The sequence below is a fragment of the Corynebacterium sp. HMSC074C11 genome (assembly GCF_001809455.1).
GTDB classification, from domain to species: Bacteria; Actinomycetota; Actinomycetes; order Mycobacteriales; family Mycobacteriaceae; genus Corynebacterium; species Corynebacterium amycolatum.
On the sequence record NZ_KV797730.1, the window covers coordinates 125,537 to 148,784 of the forward strand.

At 58.7% G+C, this 23,248-nt stretch carries 21 protein-coding genes; 11 read left to right on the forward strand and 10 right to left on the reverse strand.

From position 1 onward, the window contains the following. Positions 1–2 precede the first annotated feature (2 nt). Positions 3–830 carry a hypothetical protein gene (locus tag HMPREF2614_RS05875; protein ID WP_070560461.1) on the forward strand — a complete coding sequence of 276 codons (828 nt, stop codon included), beginning with the start codon at positions 3–5 and terminating at the stop codon, positions 828–830. 112 nt (positions 831–942) lie between these two features. On the opposite strand, the gene HMPREF2614_RS05880 is transcribed toward HMPREF2614_RS05875, so the two are convergent. Beyond that, positions 943–2,661 carry an AMP-binding protein gene (locus HMPREF2614_RS05880; RefSeq protein ID WP_070560463.1) on the reverse strand — a complete coding sequence of 573 codons (1,719 nt, stop codon included), beginning with the start codon at positions 2,659–2,661 and terminating at the stop codon, positions 943–945. Positions 2,662–3,027: 366 nt separating this feature from the next. On the opposite strand from HMPREF2614_RS05880, the gene HMPREF2614_RS05885 reads away from it, so the two are divergent. Both HMPREF2614_RS05885 and HMPREF2614_RS05890 read left to right on the forward strand, forming a co-directional pair. Then, positions 3,028–3,264, forward strand: a complete 237-nt coding sequence (locus tag HMPREF2614_RS05885) for a hypothetical protein (RefSeq protein ID WP_049180939.1) — start codon at positions 3,028–3,030, stop codon at positions 3,262–3,264. A gap of 159 nt (positions 3,265–3,423) precedes the next feature. Beyond that, positions 3,424–6,156, forward strand: coding sequence for an ATP-dependent Clp protease ATP-binding subunit (locus HMPREF2614_RS05890; protein WP_038626605.1), 2,733 nt, complete (start codon positions 3,424–3,426; stop codon positions 6,154–6,156). A gap of 126 nt (positions 6,157–6,282) precedes the next feature. Here HMPREF2614_RS05890 and HMPREF2614_RS05895 read toward each other — a convergent pair whose 3' ends face one another. Beyond that, complete coding sequence (locus HMPREF2614_RS05895) at positions 6,283–7,128, reverse strand: hypothetical protein (RefSeq protein ID WP_038626603.1); 846 nt, start codon at positions 7,126–7,128, stop codon at positions 6,283–6,285. Next, positions 7,128–7,688: a hypothetical protein gene (locus tag HMPREF2614_RS05900; RefSeq protein WP_049180937.1), complete on the reverse strand. Its 561-nt coding sequence runs from the start codon at positions 7,686–7,688 to the stop codon at positions 7,128–7,130. The genes HMPREF2614_RS05895 and HMPREF2614_RS05900 overlap by 1 nt, the downstream gene beginning before the upstream one ends. A gap of 130 nt (positions 7,689–7,818) precedes the next feature. On the opposite strand from HMPREF2614_RS05900, the gene HMPREF2614_RS05905 reads away from it, so the two are divergent. After that, the gene (locus tag HMPREF2614_RS05905) at positions 7,819–8,652 is read left to right on the forward strand and encodes a DUF1266 domain-containing protein (RefSeq protein WP_070560465.1); all 834 of its coding nucleotides are present in this window, start codon (positions 7,819–7,821) and stop codon (positions 8,650–8,652) included. A 334-nt stretch (positions 8,653–8,986) separates the two neighbouring features. Then, a complete protein-coding gene (locus HMPREF2614_RS11110; RefSeq protein WP_005510144.1) occupies positions 8,987–9,163 on the forward strand; it encodes a hypothetical protein in 177 nt (58 codons plus the stop codon). A 39-nt stretch (positions 9,164–9,202) separates the two neighbouring features. On the opposite strand, the gene HMPREF2614_RS05910 is transcribed toward HMPREF2614_RS11110, so the two are convergent. Together HMPREF2614_RS05910 and HMPREF2614_RS05915 are read right to left on the reverse strand one after the other, a co-directional pair. Then, on the reverse strand, positions 9,203–10,465 hold the full coding sequence (locus tag HMPREF2614_RS05910) for a lipase family protein (protein ID WP_224786627.1): 1,263 nt from the start codon (positions 10,463–10,465) through the stop codon (positions 9,203–9,205). A gap of 62 nt (positions 10,466–10,527) precedes the next feature. After that, positions 10,528–11,460 (reverse strand): HhH-GPD family protein, encoded by a 933-nt coding sequence (locus HMPREF2614_RS05915; protein ID WP_070560467.1) that lies wholly within the window; start codon positions 11,458–11,460, stop codon positions 10,528–10,530. 29 nt (positions 11,461–11,489) lie between these two features. Here HMPREF2614_RS05915 and HMPREF2614_RS05920 point away from each other — a divergent pair, with 29 nt between their 5' ends. Both HMPREF2614_RS05920 and HMPREF2614_RS05925 read left to right on the forward strand, forming a co-directional pair. Beyond that, positions 11,490–12,122, forward strand: coding sequence for a carbonic anhydrase (locus HMPREF2614_RS05920; RefSeq protein ID WP_038626595.1), 633 nt, complete (start codon positions 11,490–11,492; stop codon positions 12,120–12,122). 4 nt (positions 12,123–12,126) lie between these two features. Then, positions 12,127–12,846, forward strand: a complete 720-nt coding sequence (locus tag HMPREF2614_RS05925) for a hypothetical protein (protein WP_070560469.1) — start codon at positions 12,127–12,129, stop codon at positions 12,844–12,846. On the opposite strand, the gene radA is transcribed toward HMPREF2614_RS05925, so the two are convergent. Continuing rightward, positions 12,843–14,402 carry a DNA repair protein RadA gene (radA, locus tag HMPREF2614_RS05930; RefSeq protein ID WP_070560471.1) on the reverse strand — a complete coding sequence of 520 codons (1,560 nt, stop codon included), beginning with the start codon at positions 14,400–14,402 and terminating at the stop codon, positions 12,843–12,845. The two genes, HMPREF2614_RS05925 and radA, sit on opposite strands and share 4 nt — an antisense overlap. 289 nt (positions 14,403–14,691) lie before the next feature. Beyond that, positions 14,692–15,378 (reverse strand): hypothetical protein, encoded by a 687-nt coding sequence (locus HMPREF2614_RS05935; protein WP_070560473.1) that lies wholly within the window; start codon positions 15,376–15,378, stop codon positions 14,692–14,694. 154 nt (positions 15,379–15,532) lie between these two features. On the opposite strand from HMPREF2614_RS05935, the gene HMPREF2614_RS05940 reads away from it, so the two are divergent. From HMPREF2614_RS05940 to rlmB, 3 genes are all read left to right on the forward strand, one after another. Further along, positions 15,533–16,108, forward strand: coding sequence for a CarD family transcriptional regulator (locus HMPREF2614_RS05940; RefSeq protein WP_038626586.1), 576 nt, complete (start codon positions 15,533–15,535; stop codon positions 16,106–16,108). A gap of 139 nt (positions 16,109–16,247) precedes the next feature. Then, on the forward strand, positions 16,248–17,651 hold the full coding sequence (cysS, locus tag HMPREF2614_RS05945) for a cysteine--tRNA ligase (RefSeq protein ID WP_049171927.1): 1,404 nt from the start codon (positions 16,248–16,250) through the stop codon (positions 17,649–17,651). 57 nt (positions 17,652–17,708) lie between these two features. Further along, positions 17,709–18,653, forward strand: a complete 945-nt coding sequence (rlmB, locus tag HMPREF2614_RS05950) for a 23S rRNA (guanosine(2251)-2'-O)-methyltransferase RlmB (RefSeq protein ID WP_038626584.1) — start codon at positions 17,709–17,711, stop codon at positions 18,651–18,653. A gap of 556 nt (positions 18,654–19,209) precedes the next feature. On the opposite strand, the gene HMPREF2614_RS05955 is transcribed toward rlmB, so the two are convergent. The 3 genes from HMPREF2614_RS05955 to HMPREF2614_RS05965 are packed head-to-tail and all read right to left on the reverse strand — an operon-like array spanning position 19,210 to position 21,727. Further along, positions 19,210–20,082: a metal ABC transporter permease gene (locus tag HMPREF2614_RS05955; RefSeq protein WP_070560475.1), complete on the reverse strand. Its 873-nt coding sequence runs from the start codon at positions 20,080–20,082 to the stop codon at positions 19,210–19,212. Beyond that, positions 20,082–20,762: a metal ABC transporter ATP-binding protein gene (locus HMPREF2614_RS05960; RefSeq protein WP_070560476.1), complete on the reverse strand. Its 681-nt coding sequence runs from the start codon at positions 20,760–20,762 to the stop codon at positions 20,082–20,084. The genes HMPREF2614_RS05955 and HMPREF2614_RS05960 overlap by 1 nt, the downstream gene beginning before the upstream one ends. A 2-nt stretch (positions 20,763–20,764) precedes the next feature. Next, positions 20,765–21,727: a metal ABC transporter solute-binding protein, Zn/Mn family gene (locus HMPREF2614_RS05965; protein ID WP_070560478.1), complete on the reverse strand. Its 963-nt coding sequence runs from the start codon at positions 21,725–21,727 to the stop codon at positions 20,765–20,767. Between the two features lie 317 nt (positions 21,728–22,044). Between HMPREF2614_RS05965 and HMPREF2614_RS05970 the strand changes: the two genes are divergently transcribed. Next, positions 22,045–23,151, forward strand: a complete 1,107-nt coding sequence (locus HMPREF2614_RS05970; protein WP_038626578.1) for a LacI family DNA-binding transcriptional regulator — start codon at positions 22,045–22,047, stop codon at positions 23,149–23,151. Positions 23,152–23,248: the final 97 nt, after the last annotated feature.

Consider the following 23,248-nt stretch of genomic DNA (forward strand, 5'->3'; position numbering starts at 1 on the left):
CGATGACCGACCAGTACAACCCGCGTTCGTCCTCCCCGCAGGATTGGGAGCAGGACGGTTATGCAACATCTGCCTGGGAGCAGCCGCAGGGTGGGGCTCAAGACGAGTACCAGCCTCAGTACCAGTACCAGTCGCAGGGGCCGAACCAGGGAGGTTCACCCCAGCAGTATCCGGCTTATCAGCAGGCTCCGGTACCTGAGCAGAAGAGCAACAACGGTCTGTACGTGGTTTTGGGCATCGTCGGTGTCGCACTTGCAGCGGTCGCCGGTATCGGTGGCGCGTACTACCTGAATAATTCCTCCGATAATTCCCCGCAGTCTCCCGATACGGTTGCGGCAGGGGACTCGTCGTCAAGCACTGCGTCCCCGGCGCCGGTGGAGACGTACACGGAAACCTATACCCAGACCGTCGAGCCGGAAACGACGAAGCAGCCGGAGAGCAGCGCTCCTACCACTACGCAGCGGGGAAATTTTGGTCTTCGTGCGTTCGGTATGAATCGCGATGATATCGATGCCAAAGGTTGGGTTGGCAGTACCGCTCGCTGCTCGGGTGGGTATTACGCGCGTGTGTTGGCGGAGACTTCTTCGGGTAAGGCCGTGATTTGTGAGAACTCCAATAACCGCCAGCAGCACCATTACATTGGTGACTTCGGTGAGATTTCGGATACCCCGGATGCGTACACAGTAGATAGTTTCTCCGGGAACCGTGCTGTCGCGAAAAATGGTGGCTACACGTATACCGTCACTCCGAATGCGGTAACCGTGACCCAGGACGGCGAAGAGATTTTCCGTGAGCCCGTCACGGACTACGGTGTTTTGAACGCTGGCTAATCAGCTCTAGTTCTTCCTAGGACACGCAAAAAGGACGCGGTAACTTCCATAACGGAAGTTTTTACCGCGTCCTTTTCGTGTCTGCCGTTCGCTTTACGACGGTCCCTGCGCCCTAAGCCACCTTCTCCTCGGTGACATTCTCCCACGGCTTCGGCAGGTGGCGAGGAACCACCTTGCCGACTGCGTTGCGTGGCAGTTCATCGAGGAACACGGTCTCGCGCGGAACGGCGAATCGGCTGAGGTGCTGCTTGACATATGTGCGAATCTGCTCATTAGTCAGGGCACGGCCCTCAGGGGAGTCGTCGCGGACAACCCAGGCGACCAGGGCCTGACCGAAGCGCTCATCCGGAACACCTGCGACTGCGCACTCGCGGATACCCTCGAGCTGGCTGAGTGCATCTTCGGTCTGACGTGGGAAGACGTTCTCGCCACCGGAGACAATCATGTCGTCCTCGCGACCGGAGATGTAGAGCAGGCCATTTTCCATTCGACCCAGGTCACCGGTGCAGACCATGCCGTCAATGACCTGCTTGTCCGCGCCGGGGCGGGTGTAGCCCTCGTACAACATGTTGTTGCCCACGAAGATCCGACCGGTCTCGCCATCGGCAACGCGGTTGCCGTCTTCGTCGAGAATCTGGACACGAGTGCCTAGTGGTGCGCGACCTGCCGTGGTCGGGTTTGCCTTGAGCTCATCCGGGGTAGCAATGGTTGCCCAGCTGACCTCGGTGGAGCCGTACTGGTTGTAGAGAACCGGTCCGAAACGCTCGAGGGTCTTAGTGACAATTCCCTCCGGAATGGCCGAGCCACAGGATGCGATGACCTTCAGCGATGTCGCGCCGATGTCGTAGTTCTCCGGGAGAATCTCAATCATGCGCTGCAGCATGGTCGGCACCAGGAAGATGGTGTGCGGAGAGTGCTGCTCGATAATGCGGAGACTGTCGGCAGGATCGAACTTGCGGCGCATGATCATGGTGGAACGCAGTGCGATGCACAGCTGTGCAGTTGCGAATCCCCAGGTGTGGAACAGCGGAGCCGCAAGGTAAGCCGGGCGACGCTGGCGCAGCGGAATGCGGCTCATGATGGACGATGCCGGCATCCAGCTGCGCGGCTCCGGACGCTTGGCGCCCTTTGGCGTGCCGGTGGTTCCGGAAGTCAGAATAATAACGCGGCCACGGCGTGGACGGCTTGGCAGCTCGGCGGTTGGCCACTTTGCCGGCGGTGCCGTCTTCAGCATCTCCTGCATGGAGGTCCAGCCCTCGCGAACACAGGAGGTGTCACCGTAGTTTTCGAACCACGACACTGCGACCGGGCACTCATCGAAGTCCTCCGGCAACATGTGAGTGAATTCCTCATCAATGAACAGGAAGTCAATCTTCTGCTCACGAATCACGGCCAGAGTCTGCTCGGCAGAGGCGCCGGTGTTGAGCAGTACCAGGTCGGTGCCGAGGCGACCGTGGGCACACAGCGCCATAATGAAACCGCGGTGGTTGCGAGCCAGCACGCCGATGCGGTTGCGCTGCTGAATATCACCGTGGCGGAGTGCTCGAGCCAGGGCAGTGGAGCGCTCGTGCAGTTCTTCGTAGGTCAGCGAGCCGCCGTCATCAATAATCGCGGTGTGGTGCGGGTCGCGGCCGGCTGCAATGCCGAGGAGACCAGCTGGCAGGAAGTCCCAACGGTAGATGGAATTCAATGCCTTTCCAGCAGCGCCGGGTCCCATCGAGCCGAGGACGCCAGCCTGCGTCACCGGTGCGAGTCCGAGAACGAGGTCCGAGGTAGCTCGCGAAGCTTTGCGCACCTTATTGAAAATCGAGGTCTGTGGATTAGATGTCATAGTCACTCATCTTCCGTGGTTCATGTCCTGTGGTCTTCGGAGAGGCCTAATCAGGCGAAACCTCATCGGTAGGACCGCCGATTTAGTTTCTTTTACAGTAAGAATAAGTGTCCTAGGTCACTTTTGTGTAGCTTTTTGCAAAATTTTTTTATCAGAAACGAATAGTTGTAAAGACCTGAGGTGTGACCAGGGAGTACGTTCAAAAGTGCGGGGCTTTTTCTGTCTCGAGAAATGTTGTCGCCGTACTTAGAGTCTCCGTTTTGAGGTAATTTCTCTAGAAAAAGTTCTTGAAAGATGTTCCAATCCGACTGCGTCCTCGTCGCAGTAGTGGAGGGTGGGGCCATCCGATATGACTTAGGGGAACCCATGAAGTCCAGTCTCAAGCATCAAACTTTCCTACGTATTTCGGCGACCCGAGTTGCCGTAGTCGGAGCAGTCGCAACCGGTGCGGCCTTCGGTCTTGCAGCTTGTGGCGATAGCGATGACGTCGATCCGGCACCTGTCGAGACCACTACGGTGACTTCGACCGAGAGCGTGGACGACGATCGGGACGACGATGATGACGACCGGGATGATGGCCACGACGACCGCGTGAACAACTAGGCGTCCGATCCAGGATGAAACTGCCGTTGCACCCCTCTCGACCAGTCTGTTCGCTACTGGCGTACGGCTATAGGGATTAATATGCGTCGCGTCGCGTTTAAGCTAGGTGAAACAACCTTTATTGAATTACGGCAAAAATAGACACTTGAAAGGGCAGTGATGTTCGAGAGGTTTACGGACCGAGCACGTCGCGTTGTCGTCCTGGCACAGGATGAGGCACGCGAGCTCAATCACAATTACATCGGTACGGAGCACATCCTGCTCGGCCTGATTAGTGAAGGCGACGGTGTAGCTGCCAAGGCGCTGGAGTCCATGGGTATTTCCCTGGATGCTGTGCGCTCTGAGGTAGTCGACATTATTGGTCGTGGCTCCCAGCCGCCGAGCGGTCACGTGCCGTTTACCCCGCGTGCAAAGAAGGTGCTGGAGTACTCTCTGCGCGAGGCTCTGCAGCTGGGTCACAAGTACATCGGTACTGAGCACCTGCTGCTCGGCCTGATTCGTGAGGGCGAAGGTGTTGCTGCTCAGGTCCTGGTTAAGCTCGGCGCTGACCTGCCGCGCGTACGTCAGCAGGTTATTCAGCTGCTCAGCGGTTTCCAGGGCGATGAGTCCGATGGTTCTCCGGAGCAGCGTCCGGTCGGTGCTACTTCCGGCGCTCGTGTGCAGGAGGGTAACCACCAGTCGGGTTCGCTGGTGCTTGATCAGTTCGGTCGTAACCTGACCGTTGCTGCACGTGAGGGCAAGCTGGATCCGGTTATTGGCCGCGAGAAAGAAATCGAGCGCATTATGCAGGTTCTTTCTCGTCGCACCAAGAACAACCCTGTGCTGATTGGTGAGCCTGGTGTTGGTAAGACCGCCGTCGTGGAGGGGCTTGCACTGGACATTGTCAACGGTCGTGTGCCGGAGACGCTGAAGGATAAGCAGCTTTACTCTCTCGACCTGGGCTCGCTGGTTGCGGGTTCCCGTTACCGCGGTGACTTCGAGGAGCGTCTGAAGAAGGTGCTCAAGGAGATTAACCAGCGCGGTGACATCATCCTGTTTATTGACGAGATTCACACGCTGGTTGGTGCCGGTGCCGCCGAGGGCGCAATTGATGCAGCCTCGATTCTGAAGCCGAAGCTGGCTCGCGGTGAGCTGCAGACCATCGGTGCTACCACTTTGGATGAGTACCGTAAGCACATTGAGAAGGACGCCGCTCTTGAGCGTCGTTTCCAGCCGGTGAACGTGCCGGAGCCGAGTGTGGATCTCACTATCGAGATTCTGCGCGGTGTCCGCGATAAGTACGAGGCTCACCACCGCGTATCCATCTCGGACAAGGCTCTGGTTGCCGCAGCTACGCTCTCCGACCGCTACATCAACGACCGCTTCCTGCCGGATAAGGCCGTTGACCTGATCGATGAGGCCGGTGCTCGCATGCGCATCAAGCGCATGACTGCCCCGGCTGACCTGCAGGAGATTGACTCCAAGATCGCCGATGTGCGCCGCCAGAAGGAAGCCGCCATCGACGAGCAGGACTTTGAGAAGGCAGCTGGTCTGCGCGACAAGGAGCGCAAGCTGGGCGAAGAGCGCCGCGAGCGCGAGAAGAAGTGGCGTGCGGGCGAGTCCGACACCATCGCTGAGATTGGTGAGGAGCAGATTGCGGAGGTCCTGGCTTCCTGGACTGGCATTCCGGTGTTCAAGCTCACCGAGGAAGAGTCCTCGCGTCTGCTGCGCATGGAGGATGAGCTGCACAAGCGCATTATCGGTCAGGAAGAGGCCGTCAGTGCTGTCTCCCGCGCTATTCGTCGTACCCGCGCTGGTCTGAAGGACCCGAAGCGTCCGTCCGGTTCGTTTATCTTCGCCGGCCCGTCCGGTGTTGGTAAGACCGAGCTGTCGAAGGCCCTGGCGGAGTTCCTCTTCGGTGAGGAAGACGCCCTCATTCAGATTGATATGGGTGAGTTCCACGACCGCTTCACCGCTTCGCGCCTCTTCGGTGCTCCTCCCGGATACGTCGGCTACGAAGAGGGCGGCCAGCTCACTGAGAAGGTGCGCCGTAAGCCGTTCTCCGTCGTGCTTTTCGACGAGATTGAGAAGGCCCACAAGGAGATTTACAACACCTTGCTGCAGGTCCTGGAAGACGGTCGTCTGACTGACTCTCAGGGGCGAGTGGTGGACTTCAAGAACACGGTTCTGATCTTCACCTCGAACCTGGGTACCAGCGACATTTCCAAGGCTGTTGGTATGGGCTTCTCGGGCGTCGGCGAGGCCGATGAAGACGGCAAGTACGAGCGGATGAAGGACAAGGTCCACGACGAGCTGAAGAAGCACTTCCGTCCGGAGTTCCTGAACCGTATCGACGAGATTGTGGTCTTCAAGCAGCTGAGCCAGGCCGAGATTGTTCAGATGGTCGACCTCATGCTGGCCCGCGTCAGCGACCAGCTCGGTGAGAAGCGCATCACCATGGAGATTTCCGACCGCGCCAAGAACCTGCTGGCCAAGCGTGGCTTTGATCCGGTGCTCGGTGCCCGTCCGCTGCGTCGCACCATCCAGCGCGAGATTGAGGATCAGCTCTCCGAGAAGATTCTCTACGGTGAGGTTGGTCTCGGCGAGACCGTCTTCATCGATGTCGAAGGCTGGGATGGCGAGTCCAAGGACGTCGACAAGGCGAAGTTCACCTTCACCAACAAGGGCAAGGCCGGGAACGTTGATGCCGACGGCGGTGCTCTGGGGGAGTCTGAGGAAGACAAGGACGTTCTCGGCAGCGCTGGTACCAGCGAGTCCGATATCATCACCCCGGATGTACCGGGTGACGGCGGTTCCACCGCCGCTGGAACCGACCTAGAGTCCGGTTCGGACTCCGATGACGACGGCCACAACCCGCCACCGGCTGGTGCGGGTGCTGGCCAGCCGCTCTAAGAGGTTTAGCCGCTAGCAGTACCAACGAACACTGCCGCCCCAGTTCCGACTCCATTATGGGAGGAGGAACTGGGGCGGCAGTGTGTCTATATGCGGTCTTTCCTAAAAGCGCGGAGAGTTGTAGTTCTACTTGGCCACGCCGAGGTCGACCAATGCTTTCTTTGCTACTTCAGGGTCATCATTTTTGATCATGTACTCAACGATTCCCTGGTCCTCTGGGAGGATTTCCGCAACTGTGATGAGGGACTCCACTCGCTGCGCCTTGAATGTGGAACCGCGCGTTGATTCTGCCGGAATCTCAACGGCATCCAAGACGGGCTTGCCGTCACGAACGGCGGCGGTGGCGGCAGGGTCATCGGTGAAGACTACGTAACCAACGTCGGGTGCCTTCGTAGTATCCACGGAACAGTTGGTACCCATTGCCTGTGGGGCGGGGGCACTATCCGCACCATAGTAGCTAAACACCACTTCATAGTCTGTGCAGGCCCGCACGAAACTAGCAATCGGTTCGGGTGCGTGGTCGGCAGGGGTGAGGCCGCCAGCGGTATCCCCACCAGTGGCACCGGTAGCGCCACCGTTGGAAGCGCCGGGATTGGCAGGTGCTTCAGCGGCGGACTGTGCGGGAGCAGCGGACTCGTCTGACTTGTCACTAAAGAGCGCGTCTTTAGCTGCAACGTAGGCAATCGCTAGCACCACGATGCCCGCTATCACTAAGGGGAGGAGTAATAGCTGCTTCTTTACACTGAGACCTTTCGATGCGCCGCTGGTCTGAGCACCTGTCGTGCCCGCGCTGGAGTTTGACCTGGAGGTAGCAGTCGTATTTGCCGGAGATGCTCCAGTTTCTAGTAATGAGCCATGCTTGATGTAATGGCGATAGCCATTTTCCGCAATAGCCAGGTTTTGCTCGATGTGTGATGTGTCTTCTGCCCCATTAAAGCGGTCGGGCGAACCCGGGTATGCAAGTCGAATCATTATTCAGTCCACCACCGTGAATCAATGTCGGAATACAGGGAGCGCATCGACCCTGCAAGCTCTTCCAAACTATTGCGATTGAGACGGTGCTTGTTTTCTTTCCATCGCTCAAAAAGCTCCGTCGACGACACTGCACGCGAGGCCTCCGTTCGTGCCTCTCGGCCTGCGGTCAGGGCCCACTGGGCAGCAAATTGCACACGTTTCGCAGCTTTTTCTGTGAAACCGCTCCACACTTTATATGTGTTGTAGAGCTGGGCCACGACGGCCCAGCCACCCTTGTAAGGCAGAACGATTACATTGGCGAGGTTGTCGAGTTCAAGGAACTCGAATTGAGACGGATCTTTCTTGTTGGCGGTCACGAGAATTCTTCGGTTGGTGACGAACGCTGCGCCATCGACTCCACTGGTTTTTGTAGCGGCGGCCTCGAGCACAATCTCGTCGACACCAAGACCTTCTACAACAGCGACGGCGGCAGTGCGCACAATCCCGGAATTACCGGCACGTTCAAGTGCGGCACCGAGATCTGGCCGGTCGGTCAATGCAATCTGGGATCCTGTCATGCACACGAGACTAGCAACACAATAAAAACCGCGCCTGACGTTCAGTACTATGACATAACTCATCCCAGGTGTGGGGTGGTGCGTGAAGTAACACTGACTCAACCCCGAAACCTCGGTACTTTGTGAGGATATGAGCCCTACATTCACCCCAGCAAAGTTTGATGATTCTTCGCTTTACAGGTTTGCCAAGTTCCCGTGGCCGGAACCGGCGCCGAGCAAAGATGAAGTGCGCCGCCACTCGTGGGGAATGACGTACAAGCACAATAAGGCGTTTGCGACCCCGCTAGGGGTTGAGAACATCAACGCAAGGGCGGTCAAGTACTACAAAGCATCTCTCGAGCAAAACTGGGGGGTCACCGGTGCCCAGGAAGCGCATCAGGTTATTGATGCCCTGCTTGAGGGCAACCAGCATGTGGAAAATGACCTGCTTTTACCGCTCGCATATGCAGTGAAGGACATCTCTGAGAACGAGCTCGAGGCAGAGATGGAGGAGCGGATCGAGTTTCTGAAAGACTTCTTTGTTGTCCAAGGCGTGGATCCGCGTGGTGCAGAACATAAGTTCCGCTACCTCGTACGGATGTTGCGCTCCGAAAACTTTGCCAAAGCAGCAGCCCCGGCATTGCCCGCCACTACTCGCGCATGGGACATAATCCGAATTCACAGCGTTGGTGGTGCGGCAACGGAGCTGGGATGGATCTCTCCAGAAGAGTTCCTTCAGATTTCCGATAAGGCCGTGGCGGCGTTGCAGCGCTACTTCGTGTCGTGGGCTGACGTAGCCGCAAGCTTCTGGTGGGGACGAATGATCTGGGCGAGTGATGGTGAGCCCGACGTTGCCGCTGCGATGAAAGACCAATCGCAACGGCTCACCGAGTTGCTTGCTAACAGTGAATCTCCATGGGTTCGCGTGCCCTTGCATGACATCGTGGCCGAGGAACCATTTTCATCCTTAGACGGTCTGCACTAACTAGCTGTCGTCATTGTTCGGGATGCCGTGGCAGCGGCCGGTTTCATGAGCTCATTAGAATCGGTCACAAATAACGGATTGAGGCATCTATGGCGCAGGAACGGCGAGTTCAAGGGGCATCTGCAAGGCGAAGTTACCTTCACCAATATGGGGCAAGGTCGGTAACGTTGATGCCGATGGGCGGTGCCTTGGCCGATTCTGAGGAAGATGACGGGCGTTCTCGGCAGTGCTGACGGTATCCTGAGCGTTTGTATCTGGCGACATCAAAGCTACTGTCGATCAGGCCACTGCCGAGGCAGAGACCGAATCTGATAACTCCGAGGGAGAGAACTAAATGGGGATCCAATTTCGCAAGAAGCAGAACCTGGACAAGGACACGTGGCTGAACTACTCGGGTTCGGGAGTCTCTGGTTCGAAGCGTATCGGTCCGGTGACCATTAACAGCCGTGGCGGTTACACCGTCCGACTGGGCAAGGGCTTGACCTTCCGTGGTCGCTGGAAGAAAAAGTAGCTGTACTTGCTAGATGGAGGAAAGCGGCGGTTGTCGCCGCTAGTACCCCATTTTCTGATTCACCCACGCAAGCATCTCTTCGTGGGTGAGCACGTAGGCAAGGCCGTGCGTCCCATCACCGAGGTCAGTATCGACCTCCACGTAGGTGATGTCGGAGCCGGCCTTTTGCCATTTCTGCACAAGTTCGCGTGCCGACGTCACGGGTAGCACATCATCCAATGCGTTATGGGTAACGAATACGGGCATACTGGGAGTCTTTGTCCCCAGAGCTTGTTCTTCCACGTGGCGCCGAACGACGGGGGAGAGCTCCGGCGAGCGCAGATTTTCCGCTATTCCTAAGTCGTTGGCCGTGAATGCCTTGGTGTCATTGCGAGGCCAACGTTCGACAGTGGCGCCAATGCATTCATCGGCCGTGAGCTTCAGGAAATCCTGCCCCAGCGGGCTCAGCATGCGCTCGATCGGTTCTTTTGTCTCTGGGTACTCTGCAATCAAGCCGTTCATGAAGTAACCGACGAGCCCCGCCAGCGCCGAGCCGCGAATATGCAGTGCAGTGTCGGTGAGATCGGCCGGAATAGCCCCGGCGTAAACAGCGCGGATGTTCAGCTCCGAGGCGTACGCATCGGCTAGCTCGGCGGCTGCAGCGGTGGCGCCTCCGCCCTGTGAGTAGCCGAACAGCGCAATGGGAGTATCTGCAGGTAGTTGTAAAGTCTCAATAGCCGCTCGCGCCATATCGAGCGTGTTATTCCCGGCAATCTCACGGTTGAGATACGGATGTACCCCAGGCGTGCCGAGCCCCTGGTAATCCACAATGGCAACATTCCATCCCTGTGCCAGCAGCTGAGGTGCCGGAGGCGTCGGAGGCGCTTCGTAACGCAGGGCGACCGAACTGGCACAGTTATCAGCCATGCCGAGAGTTCCAGGTGCAATTACTGCCAGTGGGCGCGGGGATTTCTCTGACCATCGGGCGTAGGGCTGCAAAATCGTGCCGGACACGGCTGTCTGGCGGTGGTCGCGTGCACCTGTGGAGGAAAACACGACCCGCTGTGCGCGTGCGGGCGTATTGACCGGAAATGGCGTCTTCGTAATTACCTGCCCCGGAGGCAATCGCTTCACCGTAGAAGAGTCAGAATCCGAAGAACCGAAGCCAGTCGCTCCTAGACCATCCACCGCCGAGCAACCACCGAGCGTTCCCACGCTAGAGCCCAGAAGAGCAACTCCAAGCACTGTGCTCAGCGCAATTCTGCGCTTACTAGCCCCAAAGAGACAGCGCTGGCGCTGAGGTCGATGGGGCGTGGCATTCATGTGTCTAATTCTAGGCAACGCACTTGTTCGAATCTGGTCTTTACCGGAGCATTGCCTCGGCTTTAACGGGGCAACTGGAAGCGGCCATCGGAGGTTTGCTCCGCAAGTCCGTCGTCAAGCAGGGAAAACAGTGCGCGGGAACGCTGATGCGCATCATCCCAGACCGCATCCAGAGCGGCCTGTTCGACGGGGGAGTCGGCGGCGCGGAGCACGTCGAGAAGCAAGCCCCGGACTTGACGGTCGGTGCCTTCGAACTTCTGCACACGCCGTTTAGCAGCGGCGATTTCGTGGTCTTCGGGTTCGGGGCGACCGGCGGCAATCCATGCGCAACTGGTGGCGATGGGGCAGACCTCGCACTCGGGTGTCGTTCGACAGACGGTAGCGCCGAGTTCCATGAGTGCGACGGAAGTCTCGGCCGCAGTCGTGGGGTCGAGTGGTAGGAACTCTTCGACGAGCGTCATGTCGGCGCGTTTGGAGATGCCGGGTAGGTACGTGCCCTGACGGTGTCGCCGGAGTACGCGGCGCACGTTGATGTCCACCACCGGCGTACGCACGCCAAAGGCAAACGCCGCTACCGCCCGAGCGGTGTAGTCTCCTACCCCCGGAAGGGCTAACAGTGTGTCCACGTCGCTCGGCACTTCGCCGTCGTGCTTTTCGACGATCTTTTCTGCGCATTCACGCAGCCGGAGTGCACGTCGGGGGTAGCCGAGTTTTCCCCACATACGTAGGACTTCATCCTTGGGCGCGACTACCAAATCGGCTGGGGTGGGCCATTTTTCCAGCCAGGCGCGCCAGGAGGGGATGACGCGGGCGACGGGAGTCTGTTGACTCATCACTTCGCTGACGAGCACAGCCCATGGTGAAGTGCCTTCTTCGCGCCAGGGAAGTGGCCGCATGTTGGTGCGATACCAATCACGTAAGGCGGCATCGACGTGTTCGTCGAAGTCGTCGGATTGGTTAATTGCAGAGCTCAATCTACATTCTCGCTTTCCCATAAACAGCAGAGTCGTTGCACAATATAGCTATGAGCAATTCTGAGAGGACTCCTGAGAGTGTATGGCAATCGATGGTGCGCGGAAACCTCCGCTTCTGCGAGAGCAAGACTGCGCATCCTCGCCAGGACTTGGTTCGTCGTAAGCAGCTGACGCAGGGGCAGAAGCCGAAGGCCGTTGTGCTGGCTTGCTCGGATTCCCGCGCTCCGGTGGAGATTATTTTCGATCAGGGCTTGGGCGATGTATTTGTAATCCGTACTGCCGGTGAGATTACTGACCTGTCGGTGCTGGCTTCGCTGGAATTCGCAGTTGATGGTCTTGGAGTTCCGCTGGTGATTGTTCTCGGTCACGAGTCCTGCGGCGCTGTGGCTGCGGCGAAGAATGCACTGGATGGTGGCGAACTGCCGGGTGGTTTCCAGCGTGTGCTGATTGAAAAGGTCACCCCGTCGCTGCTGGCGGCTCGCAAGGATGGCGAGACTGAAATCGACGAATTTGAGCGTCGCCACGTGCGCGAGATTGTTAATCACATTATTGATCGCTCTCCGGAGATTTCGTCGCGACTGGAGACCGGCGAGGTAGGCGTTGTCGGTATGCGGTACCGCTTGGAGGACGGACGCGCTGAGACCGTCGTTACCCATGGAGTCAGCGAGAACCCGCTAACCTAAATGTGTGACCAATAAGCTGCCTCCAGAAATCTACCGGCGTCGGCGTATCGCCGCGGCGGTGTTGCTCGTTATCATCCTCGTTCTCCTGGGCTGGGGTATTTCCGCACTGGTAAACCGGGACAGCGAGGATTCTGAACCGGTGAATGTCACCAGGGATGACGGGAAAGAGGTGACTCCTCCGGAACAGCCCAAGGAACCTTACGCGCCTAAGTCTGACAAGGACTCGGAGAACGACAAATCTGACAAGTCTGACAAGGACGCCAAGAAGGACGACAAGGAAAGCGAAGACTCCGCGAAGGATGACGCTCAGGCGGCGCTCGCGAGCAAAAAGGACTGTACCCTTGCAGATCTGCAGGTGACGGCCACCTCGGATCAGCCGAACTACGGCGATGAGCAGCCGACTCTGGCGATTACCGTCCACAATCCCACCGGCGGTGAATGCCGCGTGAACCTTGATGAGCAGCAGTTGCGCTTCGAGGTGTACGACCTGGCAACGTATGAGCGAGTCTGGTCGGATGTGGACTGCAATGACTCCGAAGGCCACGGTGAACTGTTATTGGCACCGGGCGAGGAAGTCAACTATGCCGCCACCTGGTCGCGTCTGACCTCGGCGCCGAACAAGTGCTCCGAAGAAGACCGGGTCCCAGTTCCCTCCGGGTCGTACATCTTCTACGGCGTGATTGGTGACAACAACTCTGACGCCTACACGTTCAACATGCGCTAGCGCTTAGCTCCTAACCCAAGCTCAATGGCCTCGGCAACGGTGCCTGCTTCCAGCAGCTGCATCCCTGTCGGGCCTTTTGCGCCTCTGGGCACAATTGCCGTGTCGAAGCCCATTCGATGAGCTTCCTTAAGGCGCCACTCCAAATCGGTCACTCGCCGCACTTCGCCGGCCAACCCCAGTTCGCCGAGTGCAATGGTTTTGTCCTGGAAGGTCCGCTTAGTCATGGATGAGGCCAGTGCCAGCGCAATCGCCAGGTCCGCGGCAGGCTCCGACAGCGTCATTCCGCCGACGGTGGACACGTACATCTCCATGCGGGCCAACTGCTTGAAGTTACCGTGTTCAGTCAGCACGGCCGCGACCATCGGCACGCGCCTCGGGTCGAGACCAGAGACATTGCGTCGTGGATTATGTGCCTCGGTGTTGATTACCAGGCCCTGCACCTCCGCCAGCAGCGGTCTGCGGCCATCCATGGCCACGGTAATTGCAGTTCCCGAGGTCGGTGTTCGGTGATGCAAAAACAGCCCCGAGGGATCCTCAACTTCCGCAATACCGCCCGCGGTCTGCTCGAAGCAGCCCACCTCATCGGTGCTGCCGAAGCGGTTTTTCAGACCCCGCAAGAAGCGTAGCCCCGAGTGTCTATCGCCTTCGAAGTTGAGTACCACATCAACGAGGTGTTCCATCGTGCGCGGGCCGGCCACATTGCCGTCCTTGGTCACGTGCCCTACCAAGAAAATCGCAGTCCCGGTCTCCTTTGCCAACGCCGCCAGGGCAGAGGTTACGGCGCGGGCCTGAGCAACACCACCGCGAGCACCTTCGACGTCGGCACGCATCGTCTGCACGGAGTCCACAATGAGCAGACCGGGGGAGAGCTCTAGCGTCAGATCGATGACGTCCTCGATATTCGACACCGCCGACAGGTACAGCGAGTCCGACAGCGCGCCAGTGCGCTCGGCACGCAGTCGCACCTGACCGACCGACTCCTCACCTGTGACGTAAAGTGTCGGCCCCAAATCGCCGTCCGCGCAGCGATAGGCCACTTCAAGCAGCAACGTCGACTTACCAACCCCCGGCTCGCCGGCCAAGAGCACCAACGAACCCGGCACAATACCCGAACCGAGCACCCGATCCAGCTCACCGATGCCCGTGCGCACCGCGTGCGCAGCTTTGGCGGAAATCCCGGTAATGGCCGTCAGCTCAGAAGAAGAAGTGGGGATTCGATCTGTTGCGGATGTCTCGGCGAGGAAACGTTCCTCCGCATCGTCGTCAAGCGCGCGCTGTGCTAAACGCTGGCTCTCAGCCGCGACGGAAGTGGAAGATGCTTTACGACGGTCACCTCGCGTGCCGGGCTCCGTTGTGGCAGCACTTCGGCGACGTTGCTTGGCTGCCCGGGTGGCGATTTTGTCCTCAAGGGTGGAGCCGGACTTCCCTCTGCTGGAGCGGATAGTGACCTTCTCCAGTGTGCCCCACTCTTTGCAGTTGGGACATTGACCAACCCATTTCGACACCTGCCAACCGCATGCCGAGCATTCGTAGGCTTCGTCTTTGGTCTTGGCCACGGTGCAACCGCCTTTGCTTCAAACGAGGGGGCGACAGACCCGACAACGTTTGGTGCGGGATGTGCGGGAAATGTCGCTAAAAAATTGCCCCAGATACGCGAGAACGGGCCAGGGCAGAGTCAATGACATGTGTCAAGGACTGACTGTACCGCCGTGGCCCGTATCAAGCGACCAATCGCCCATGCCCGCTCGATGAAGCTCCTCGCGTTATTTGCGGGACAGGACTGCGCTGTACCAGCGCTAATAGTGTGCTGCGCGTGAACAGCGCAGGAACCGCGCCGTGCTGCGCTTACTTGGATTCAATCATGGCGTCAGCACCGCGGTTCGGTGCGCCAGCTTCCAGAATGTCAGCGGAGACGGTGATGTCCAGGTCGTAGGTGTTGGTCTGGCCCTGTGGGTCAGTGAACTCGAAGGTGGCCTCGCGGTTCTGGCCGGCAGCGCTGCTCTTGTCGCCAACCAGGGTGCTCGGGTCCAGCTCATTGGTGTAGTACGCGATGCAACCGGTGTTGTCCTTAGCGGTCTTAGCCAGCGGATCGATGACGGACTTCGGGCCGGCAACGATCTGGCACTCACGCGGTAGGGAGTTCTCGCCCTTGGCAGCCTTAGCGAAGGAAGGAGTCTCAGCGACCTTCTTCAGCTCAACCTCGCCGATACCTTCAACGGTGATGGACTTCAGCGTGTAGACCGACTCGGCAGCGCGCTGCTGGTTGCTGGCGGAGAACTTCAGACCAGCGGTACCAGCCTCCGGGTCAACCAGGATGTGAGCGTCGCGGATGTTGACGAAGCCAAGAGCCGAGTTGGTGTTCTCAGCACCCTTGCCGGCAGCATCTTCGCCGCCGTTCATCGCACCGTCGACAGCCGGGTGCTGATTTGCGGTCTGCGAAATCTGACCGGCGCCACAAGCAGCAAGTGCAACTGCAGATGCTGCGGAGACGGTGACGAGGGCGCTGCGGCGAAGTACGGACTTGAAGGCCATGACTAGATTTCCTCCAGTAGCTTGAGGATGGGCGATAGGATTTTCAGTATTTAAAGAACACCTTAGTGTCTTCCTAAGATGTTCTCATACTACCCGTAAAATCATGGGGGGACATGATAGGGTGGAAGGCCGTTGGAAAGGGCGTGTGCATTACATGGAATTCAGCATTGGCGATACCGTAGTTTATCCGCACCACGGAGCTGCGAAAATCGAAAACATCATTGAACGAGAGCTTAACGGTGAGACCGTTCAGTACCTCGTACTGCAAATTCTGCAGAGTGATCTGAATATCCAGGTTCCCGCCAAGAATGCCGAGCTGGTTGGCGTCCGCGACGTTGTCGGTGAAGAGGGGCTGCTAAAGGTCTTCTCCGTTCTGCGTGAGACCGATGTGGAAGAGGCCGGCAACTGGTCCCGCCGCTACAAGGCCAACCAGGAACGACTGGGTTCGGGCGATATTAACAAGGTCGCTGAGGTAGTCCGTGACCTGTGGCGCCGCGATCAGGACCGCGGTCTGTCCGCCGGTGAAAAGCGTATGTTGAGCAAGGCTCGCCAGGTTCTCGTCGGTGAGCTCGCGCTTGCCGACGGCGTTGATGAGGCCAAGGTCGAGGAAGTCTTTGCCCGCGTCGATGCCACTATCGAACGTCACCGCACACTGGCACAGGAAGGTGCCGCTGGTGAGAAGAAGGATGAAGCCGACGATAAGCCGGTGGACCTGGACGCAGACGCATAAGTCGTTTCCCTTCCCCGGTTCCTTCCAGTAGGGATTTTCTGCACTTTTCCGGTTAACGGCTAGCGCACACACATTGCCCGTGTGCGCTAGCCGTTTTCTCTTTTTCACCCGTATCTATTTCCCCGCTATGCTCGGGGCTGTGACTTTTCAAATCTTCGATACCGCAACCCGCCAACTGAAGGATTTTGAGCCTCTCCGCGAGGGGCATGCCTCCATTTACCTGTGCGGTGCGACCCCGCAGGCTCAGCCGCACATTGGCCATGTTCGTTCCGGCGTGGCCTTTGATATCTTGCGCCGTTGGCTGATCGCCAAGGGGTATGACGTCGCCTTTGTGCGCAACGTCACCGATATCGATGACAAGATCTTGAACAAGGCCGCCGAGCACGGCCGCCCTTGGTGGGAGTGGGTCTCCCGCTTTGAACGCGAATTTACCTGGGCTTACAACCAGCTCGGTGTTCTCCCGCCGAGCGTTGAGCCGCGCGCTACCGGGCATGTCACTCAGATGGTGGAGTATATGCAGCGTCTGATGGATAACGGCTTCGCCTACGCTGTCGATGGCAGCGTCTATTTCGACGTGGATGCCTGGTCAAAGGCTGAAGGTAGTGACTACGGCAGCCTGTCCGGCAACCGCGTCGACGAGATGGAGCAGGGCGAGACCAATACTCCGGGCAAGCGTGGCGCGCACGATTTTGCGCTGTGGAAGGCCGCCAAGCCGGGCGAGCCCTCCTGGCCGACGCCGTGGGGCAATGGGCGTCCGGGCTGGCACCTGGAGTGCTCGGCCATGGCCACCTACTACTTGGGTTCGGAGTTCGACATCCACTGTGGCGGTCTCGACCTGCAGTTCCCGCATCATGAAAACGAGATTGCGCAGTCGCACGCAGCTGGCGACGGCTTTGCCCGCTACTGGATGCACAATCACTGGGTCACCATGTCCGGTGAAAAGATGTCGAAGTCGCTCGGCAACGTTTTGTCTGTGCCGCACATTTTGACCATGGTTCGTCCGGTTGAGCTGCGTTACTACCTCGGCAGTGCGCACTACCGCTCCGTGCTGGAGTACTCCGAGGAGGCTCTGCAGGAAGCGGCAGCGGGCTACCGTCGTATCGAGGCGTTTATGCACCGTGCCGTCGATAAGCTCGGCGATATCGAAATCGGTGAGTGGACGCCGGCGTTCGAAGCAGCGCTCGACGACGACCTCGCTGTCCCGCGCGCGCTCGCAGAAATCCACAACGCTGTTCGTGGAGGCAATCAGGCGCTTGCCGACGGCGACGAGACCAAGGCCAAGGAGATTGCCGGTGCTGTCCGCGCTATGGCCGCAGTCCTTGGATTCGATCCGCTGAATGAGCAGTGGGCAACCTCCGATTCCGGTTCTGATGCAGCAATGCATGCGCTCGGTGTGCTGGTTGAGCACCAGTTGGAGGAACGCACCCGGGCTCGTGCAGAGAAGGACTGGGCTACGGCTGATGCTGTGCGCGACCGCCTGAAGGAAGCGGGTATCGAGGTAACTGATACCGCGGATGGTCCAGCATGGTCTGTCGCTGACTAGGGCTGAAAAGCTGGCTTTAGGCTAAAGAAAACTATTAACAACAGGAAGCAGGTAGCTATGGCAGGCAACGGTCGTCGTGGTGCAGTGCGCAAGGCAAGCAAGAAGAACGTTGGCGGCTCCGGTGGCCAAAAGCGTGGCTTGCGTGGCAAGGGGCCGACCCCGAAAGCAGAGGACCGCGTTTATCACGCAGCTCATAAGCGGGCGAAAGAGAAGCGCCGCCGTGACTCGGGGCGTCATGAGCGCAAGGGGGATGGCACCGAGCTGGTAGTTGGCCGTAACCCGGTCGTGGAGTGCCTGCATGCAAAGGTGCCAGCGGCCGCGCTGATTGTGGCGCTGGGTACCGACAATGACGAGCGCCTGCAGGAGTCAGTGCGTATTGCTAACTCCCGTGGTATCCCGATTCGCGAGGTACCCCGCCACGAGTTGGACACCATGACCGGCAACACCATGCACCAGGGTATCGGCCTGCAGATTCCGCCGTACAAGTACGCATCTGTCGAAGATCTGATTGATTCTGTGGCCAAGACCGGTGAGCCGGGCCTTATCGTCTGCCTGGATAACATCACTGATCCGCGTAACCTGGGTGCGGTCATTCGCTCGGTGGCGGCCTTTGGTGGTCACGGTGTGGTGATTCCGGAGCGTCGCTCGGCTGCCATTACGGGCGTCGCCTGGCGTACCTCTGCTGGTACTGCTGCGCGTCTGCCGGTTGCGCGGGCGACCAACATGGTGCGCTCGCTCAAGCAGTTCCAGAAGGCTGGTTACCAGGTCGTTGGACTGGATGCCGGTGGCGATCACACTCTGGACACTTACGACGGCACCACCCCGGTGGTTGTGGTCGTCGGCTCCGAGGGCAAGGGACTTTCGCGCCTGGTGCGCGATACCTGTGACACCATCATGTCCATTCCGATGACCGGTTGGGTTGAGTCGCTCAACGCTTCCGTTGCTGCCGGCGTGACTCTGAGTGAGTTTGCCCGCCAGCGCCGGGCAAAGAGTAGCCAGTAGCGCATTTGATACCCCCGTAGGCACCATTACCAATTCGTCATAGTAATGGCGTTTACGTGGGGTATTTTGCGTTCTAAATGGCGGCCGGTACTTATGGCTACCCCCAGTAGTTCAGCGCTTTAAAGATAATTCTATTTCCGGCGTGCGCTGCAGAAATGACGGCGTTATTATCACTTCCAACAGAAAATTATCCGTAGTTTCCTGAAGGGGAGGGCGGGCAAATCATGCTCCTAGAAATGGGGGCGTAATTGGCCGTAATTTAGGGATGCTCACGGACCTAGCGGTGGCTTGTACAGCTAGCTTTTGGGTCACTGAGATGTCAGACCACGACATCCTCAGCGTTAGTTTTTCTGTCTGCCGGGTCACCCCATTTCGGCAGCCTCGCAGTCTTAAAAAGAGCGGGGGTATTGGAGTCTGCTTTTAGAGAATCCAGTAAAAATACGGGCAGCCCCTCGGTGGCGAGAGGGGAGGTGGACGCACCTTCTCCGCAATCGTCACTCGAGGAGCTGCCCGATGTTTTTGTTGTTTTAAAAGCCACTCCGAAAAGCGTATGTGCCTATTTGCTCCACTTGGCAGCCTGAACGTCGTCACGCGTTGCCTTACGCGACCGCACCGTTCCGATGGCGTAGCAAATCAGGTAGAGGACAAACGCGATTGTCGTCACTAGAACGCTGACCGGGATGCCCGGTGCGAGCGAGAGGACGATGCCGCCGACAGCCGCGACCTCGGCGAAGATGGTCGACAGGATGATGGCCTTCACCGGCGAGGCAGTGACGAATGCGGCCGCGGCACCCGGGGTGATAATCAGGGCGATGACGAGCAGGGAGCCGACAATTTGCACGCCCTGGGCGGCGACGAGACCGGTGAGAATCGCGAAGTAGATCGATAGCGCCTTGACGTTGACACCACAGGCGGCGGCCATGATGGGGTCAGCGGAGGCGAATAGCAGCGGCCGCCATTTCCAGGCAACGCCGCCGACGACGATGACCGCGACGATGGCCATCGTCCATAGAGAAGTGTCAGTCAGACCAATGATCTGGCCGGTGAGAAGTGAAAACGCGGTACTTGTCCGGCCAGGGTAGAGGTGGATAAACAGCACCGATAAGCCCATGCCGAAGCTCAAAACCACGCCCACAACCGCATCTTGGCGCCCTCGAAGCGACAGTGCTGCCAGGACTATTGCGATGAGCACCGAGCCGATAATGGCGCCGCTGCTGACACTGACACCCAGTAATAGAGCCGCGGATGCGCCCATGAGTGCCAGCTCACTGGTGCCGTGGACCGTGAAGCTCATCTGCCGCATGACAATCAGGGGCGAGATGATGCCGGAAATTAGCCCAAGCAGTGCTGCTGCAATGAGGGCATTGTGGACGAATCCGACCTGGAGTAGGGCGGCGGTGTCGGAGAAATACTGAGCCAGTAGGGTCATTAGGCGATAACCAACTTTCCCTCGACACGGGCAACCACAATTTTGGTTTGGTAGAGCTCCGAGAGCGTCTCTGAGGTGATAATTTCCTCGACCGATCCGACCGCATGTCCATGCGGCGTCAGGTAGAGCACCCGGTCACAGACGCCCAGGATGGGGTTGATGTCGTGGGTGACAAAGACGACTGCCGTGTCATTTTCCCGGCGATGCCGGTCCAGGCGCTTGACCGTGGTTCGTTGTGCCGCAGGGTCGAGGGAGAGCAGAGGCTCGTCGCAAAGCAAAAAATCCGGCGCCGAAACGAGCGCCTGTGCCTGACGGACAAGCTGCTGCTGACCGCCAGAGAGCGTGCCGACACGACGGTCCGCAATACCCGTTGCGCCGACAAACTCCAGCATCTGGTCGGTGGCGGAGCGGTTCTTGCCGGCCGCCAGCTCGACGAGGTCGCGAACCCGAATGGGCAGCGAGGGCTCGAACATCCGCTGCTGCGGAATGTAGCCCAGGTTTCCGTCGACTTTTACTGAACCGTGAGTCAGCCGTCGCATGCCAAGGGCGGTGGTCAGCAGCGTGGATTTGCCGACGCCGTTCGGACCCAGGATGGCCAAGAACTCGCTGGGCTCGATATCCAAATTCAGACCGGACCACAGCGGTTCGACGGCTGCGTCAGTAAAAGTCAGTGAGGGCAAAGTTATGCGGACTCCATATCGGAAAGGGTTTGCTTGTAGAGGTCAAAGAACGACTGGTCAGTGCTGGGTGACTCAAAAACATCGACGATTTTAACGCCCTTTGCTTTGGCTGCCTCGACGAGTCGCTGCGAGACCTGGTCGTGGGTCTGTGGCGAGTCGATGAGGTAGTCCAGCTCGCCGGACTCGATCAGCTTGAGCATTTCATTGACATCGCTTGCCGACGGCTCGGACTCATTCAGCGTGGACTGACGGTAGCCCTTCGGGGTGATGTCCTTGATCTTCGTGTCCTTCAGGATGTCATCGGCCAGCGGGTGAACCTGAGCAACCTTAGCGGCCTTGAGCTTGCTCTTGGCCTCTTCGATGTCCTTGATTTCCTTGTCGACAGCCTTGGTGTCGGCCTTGGCGCCCATCTTGGTCAGAGCTTCGGCGAGCTGCTCTGCAGTTTCTTCAACCGCATCGGTGTCGTACCAGACGTGCTCGTTGGCCTCGCCATCGTGGTGGTGCTCGTGGCCTTCGTGGTCGCCATGGTCGTGGTCGTGGCCGTCGTGGTCATGGCCTTCGTGGTCGTGATCGTGATTGTGGCCCTCTTCCTGCGGCAGCGCAGAGATGATGACCTTATCCTTTGCGTCACGCAGAGAGGAGGTCAGCCATGCGTCGTAATGCCCGCCACCTGCGACGAGAATATCGGCGTCCTCTACCTTTGCCATGTCGGCTGCGGCCGGTTCGTAGGAGTGAGGATCGATGTCGTTGGACGCGATAATCGGGTCGATGGCGACCTTCTCGTCGTCGGTGACTGCGTCGGCGACGTCCGCCCAGACCTTGGTGGAGGTGACCACCTTAATGGTGTCTTCGGACTTGTCCGCGGACGTAGCGCTGTCATCATTGCTGGAGCATGCGCCGAGACCTGCGACGAGGCCGGCGCTGGCGACTAGCGCCGCGATGCGCGTGGAAAAGCGTGCCTTCATATATGTATCCAATCCTGTTGCGGGCTGAATTATTTCCTCTATTCAGCTCCTGAGTATTAACCGCTATTGAAAACAGTTGTCTTTTAGTTCAAAGAATATAGTAGGGGCTGCGGAGACCCAGTCACAAGGCGGATCGCTGCCGGAGTGGCAGAAATGACAGTCGCGCACATTCGTTGGGTAAAGTTGTCCGCGATTAGATGCGTGTAATGCTCGTTGCAGTTCTTTTCCATAAAACTGAGGTTTTCTACCTGAGGTAGATGAGTGAAGATAGCTGAGCGCGCAGTCACTGTTGGTTTTTCAAGAAGGGTCGGTATTCCGTGCAAAGTCGGCGTCGTCGTGGCACCTTGGCTTCCATCGCAGCAGAACTTGGGGTCTCGCGCACGACTGTGTCCAATGCTTACAACCGCCCTGACCAGCTCTCAGAGAAGTTGCGCGAGCACATCCTGGAAACGGCGGAAAGGCTTGGTTATCCGGGGCCGGACCCAATGGCTCGGGGTCTGCGCATGCGCCGGGTTGGCGCCATCGGCGTGCTGTTCACCGAGCACCTCCCATTCGCTTTTGAAGACCCTGCGTCGGTGGATTTTCTCGCCGGCCTTGCAGAAGAGCTCGGCGAAATGGGCGACTCCATGTTGGTCATCCCAGCTTCCTCCGAGGAGGGCGGGGACGTAGATCTCAATCTGATTCGGCAGGCGGTGGTCGACGGCTTCGTGGTCTACTCCGTCGCGGACAACGATCCGTTCCTCGCTGCGGTGCGCGCTCGCGGCTTGCCGACGGTCGTGTGCGACCAGCCTGCAGATGCGGCGGCTCTACCGTTTGTGGGCATCGACGACCGTGAGGCCATCAAGCCCGCGGTGCGGCACCTGACTGAGTTGGGGCATAGGAAGGTGGGAATCCTTTCGGTGCGCTTGTCGCGTACCCCGAACTCGGGATATGTCACGGAGAAGCGACTGGCAGAAGCTCATCACCAGGTGCAGAAGAATCGTGTCGAAGGTGCGCTGGAAGCGCTTGCCGAGGCCGGTATTCAGCAGGCAGATGTGCCCATCATCGAGCGTCACCTCAATGACCGCGAGAACAACCGCGATGCGGCTCGCCAGCTGCTGACCGACAACCCAGATCTCACGGCGGTGGTCTGCACTACCGATACTCAGGCAATTGCGGTCTTGGAATATGCCAAGGAGAACGGAATTCGTGTTCCGGAGGATCTGTCCATCACCGGCTTTGACGGAATTGAGCGCGCCCTCTTCCACAACCTGACCACCGTGATTCAGCCGAATAGGCAGAAGGGCATTGCCGTCGGCCGCGCGCTGGCCGAGGAGCTTGAGGCCGCACACGAGGACAGCGGTCGCGCTCCGCGCGTCTTGCTAGAGACTGAGTTTGTCGTTGGAGCGACAACTGCAGCGCCGTCGGTACCGTCAGCCGGGTAGCGGGCACGAGGGTAACAACATCGTGGCGCTATCGGAGGTTCCTGGGGTGGTAAACCCCACCTCGTCTTTACTGTGTTCGGATTCAGATTAAGGTCTA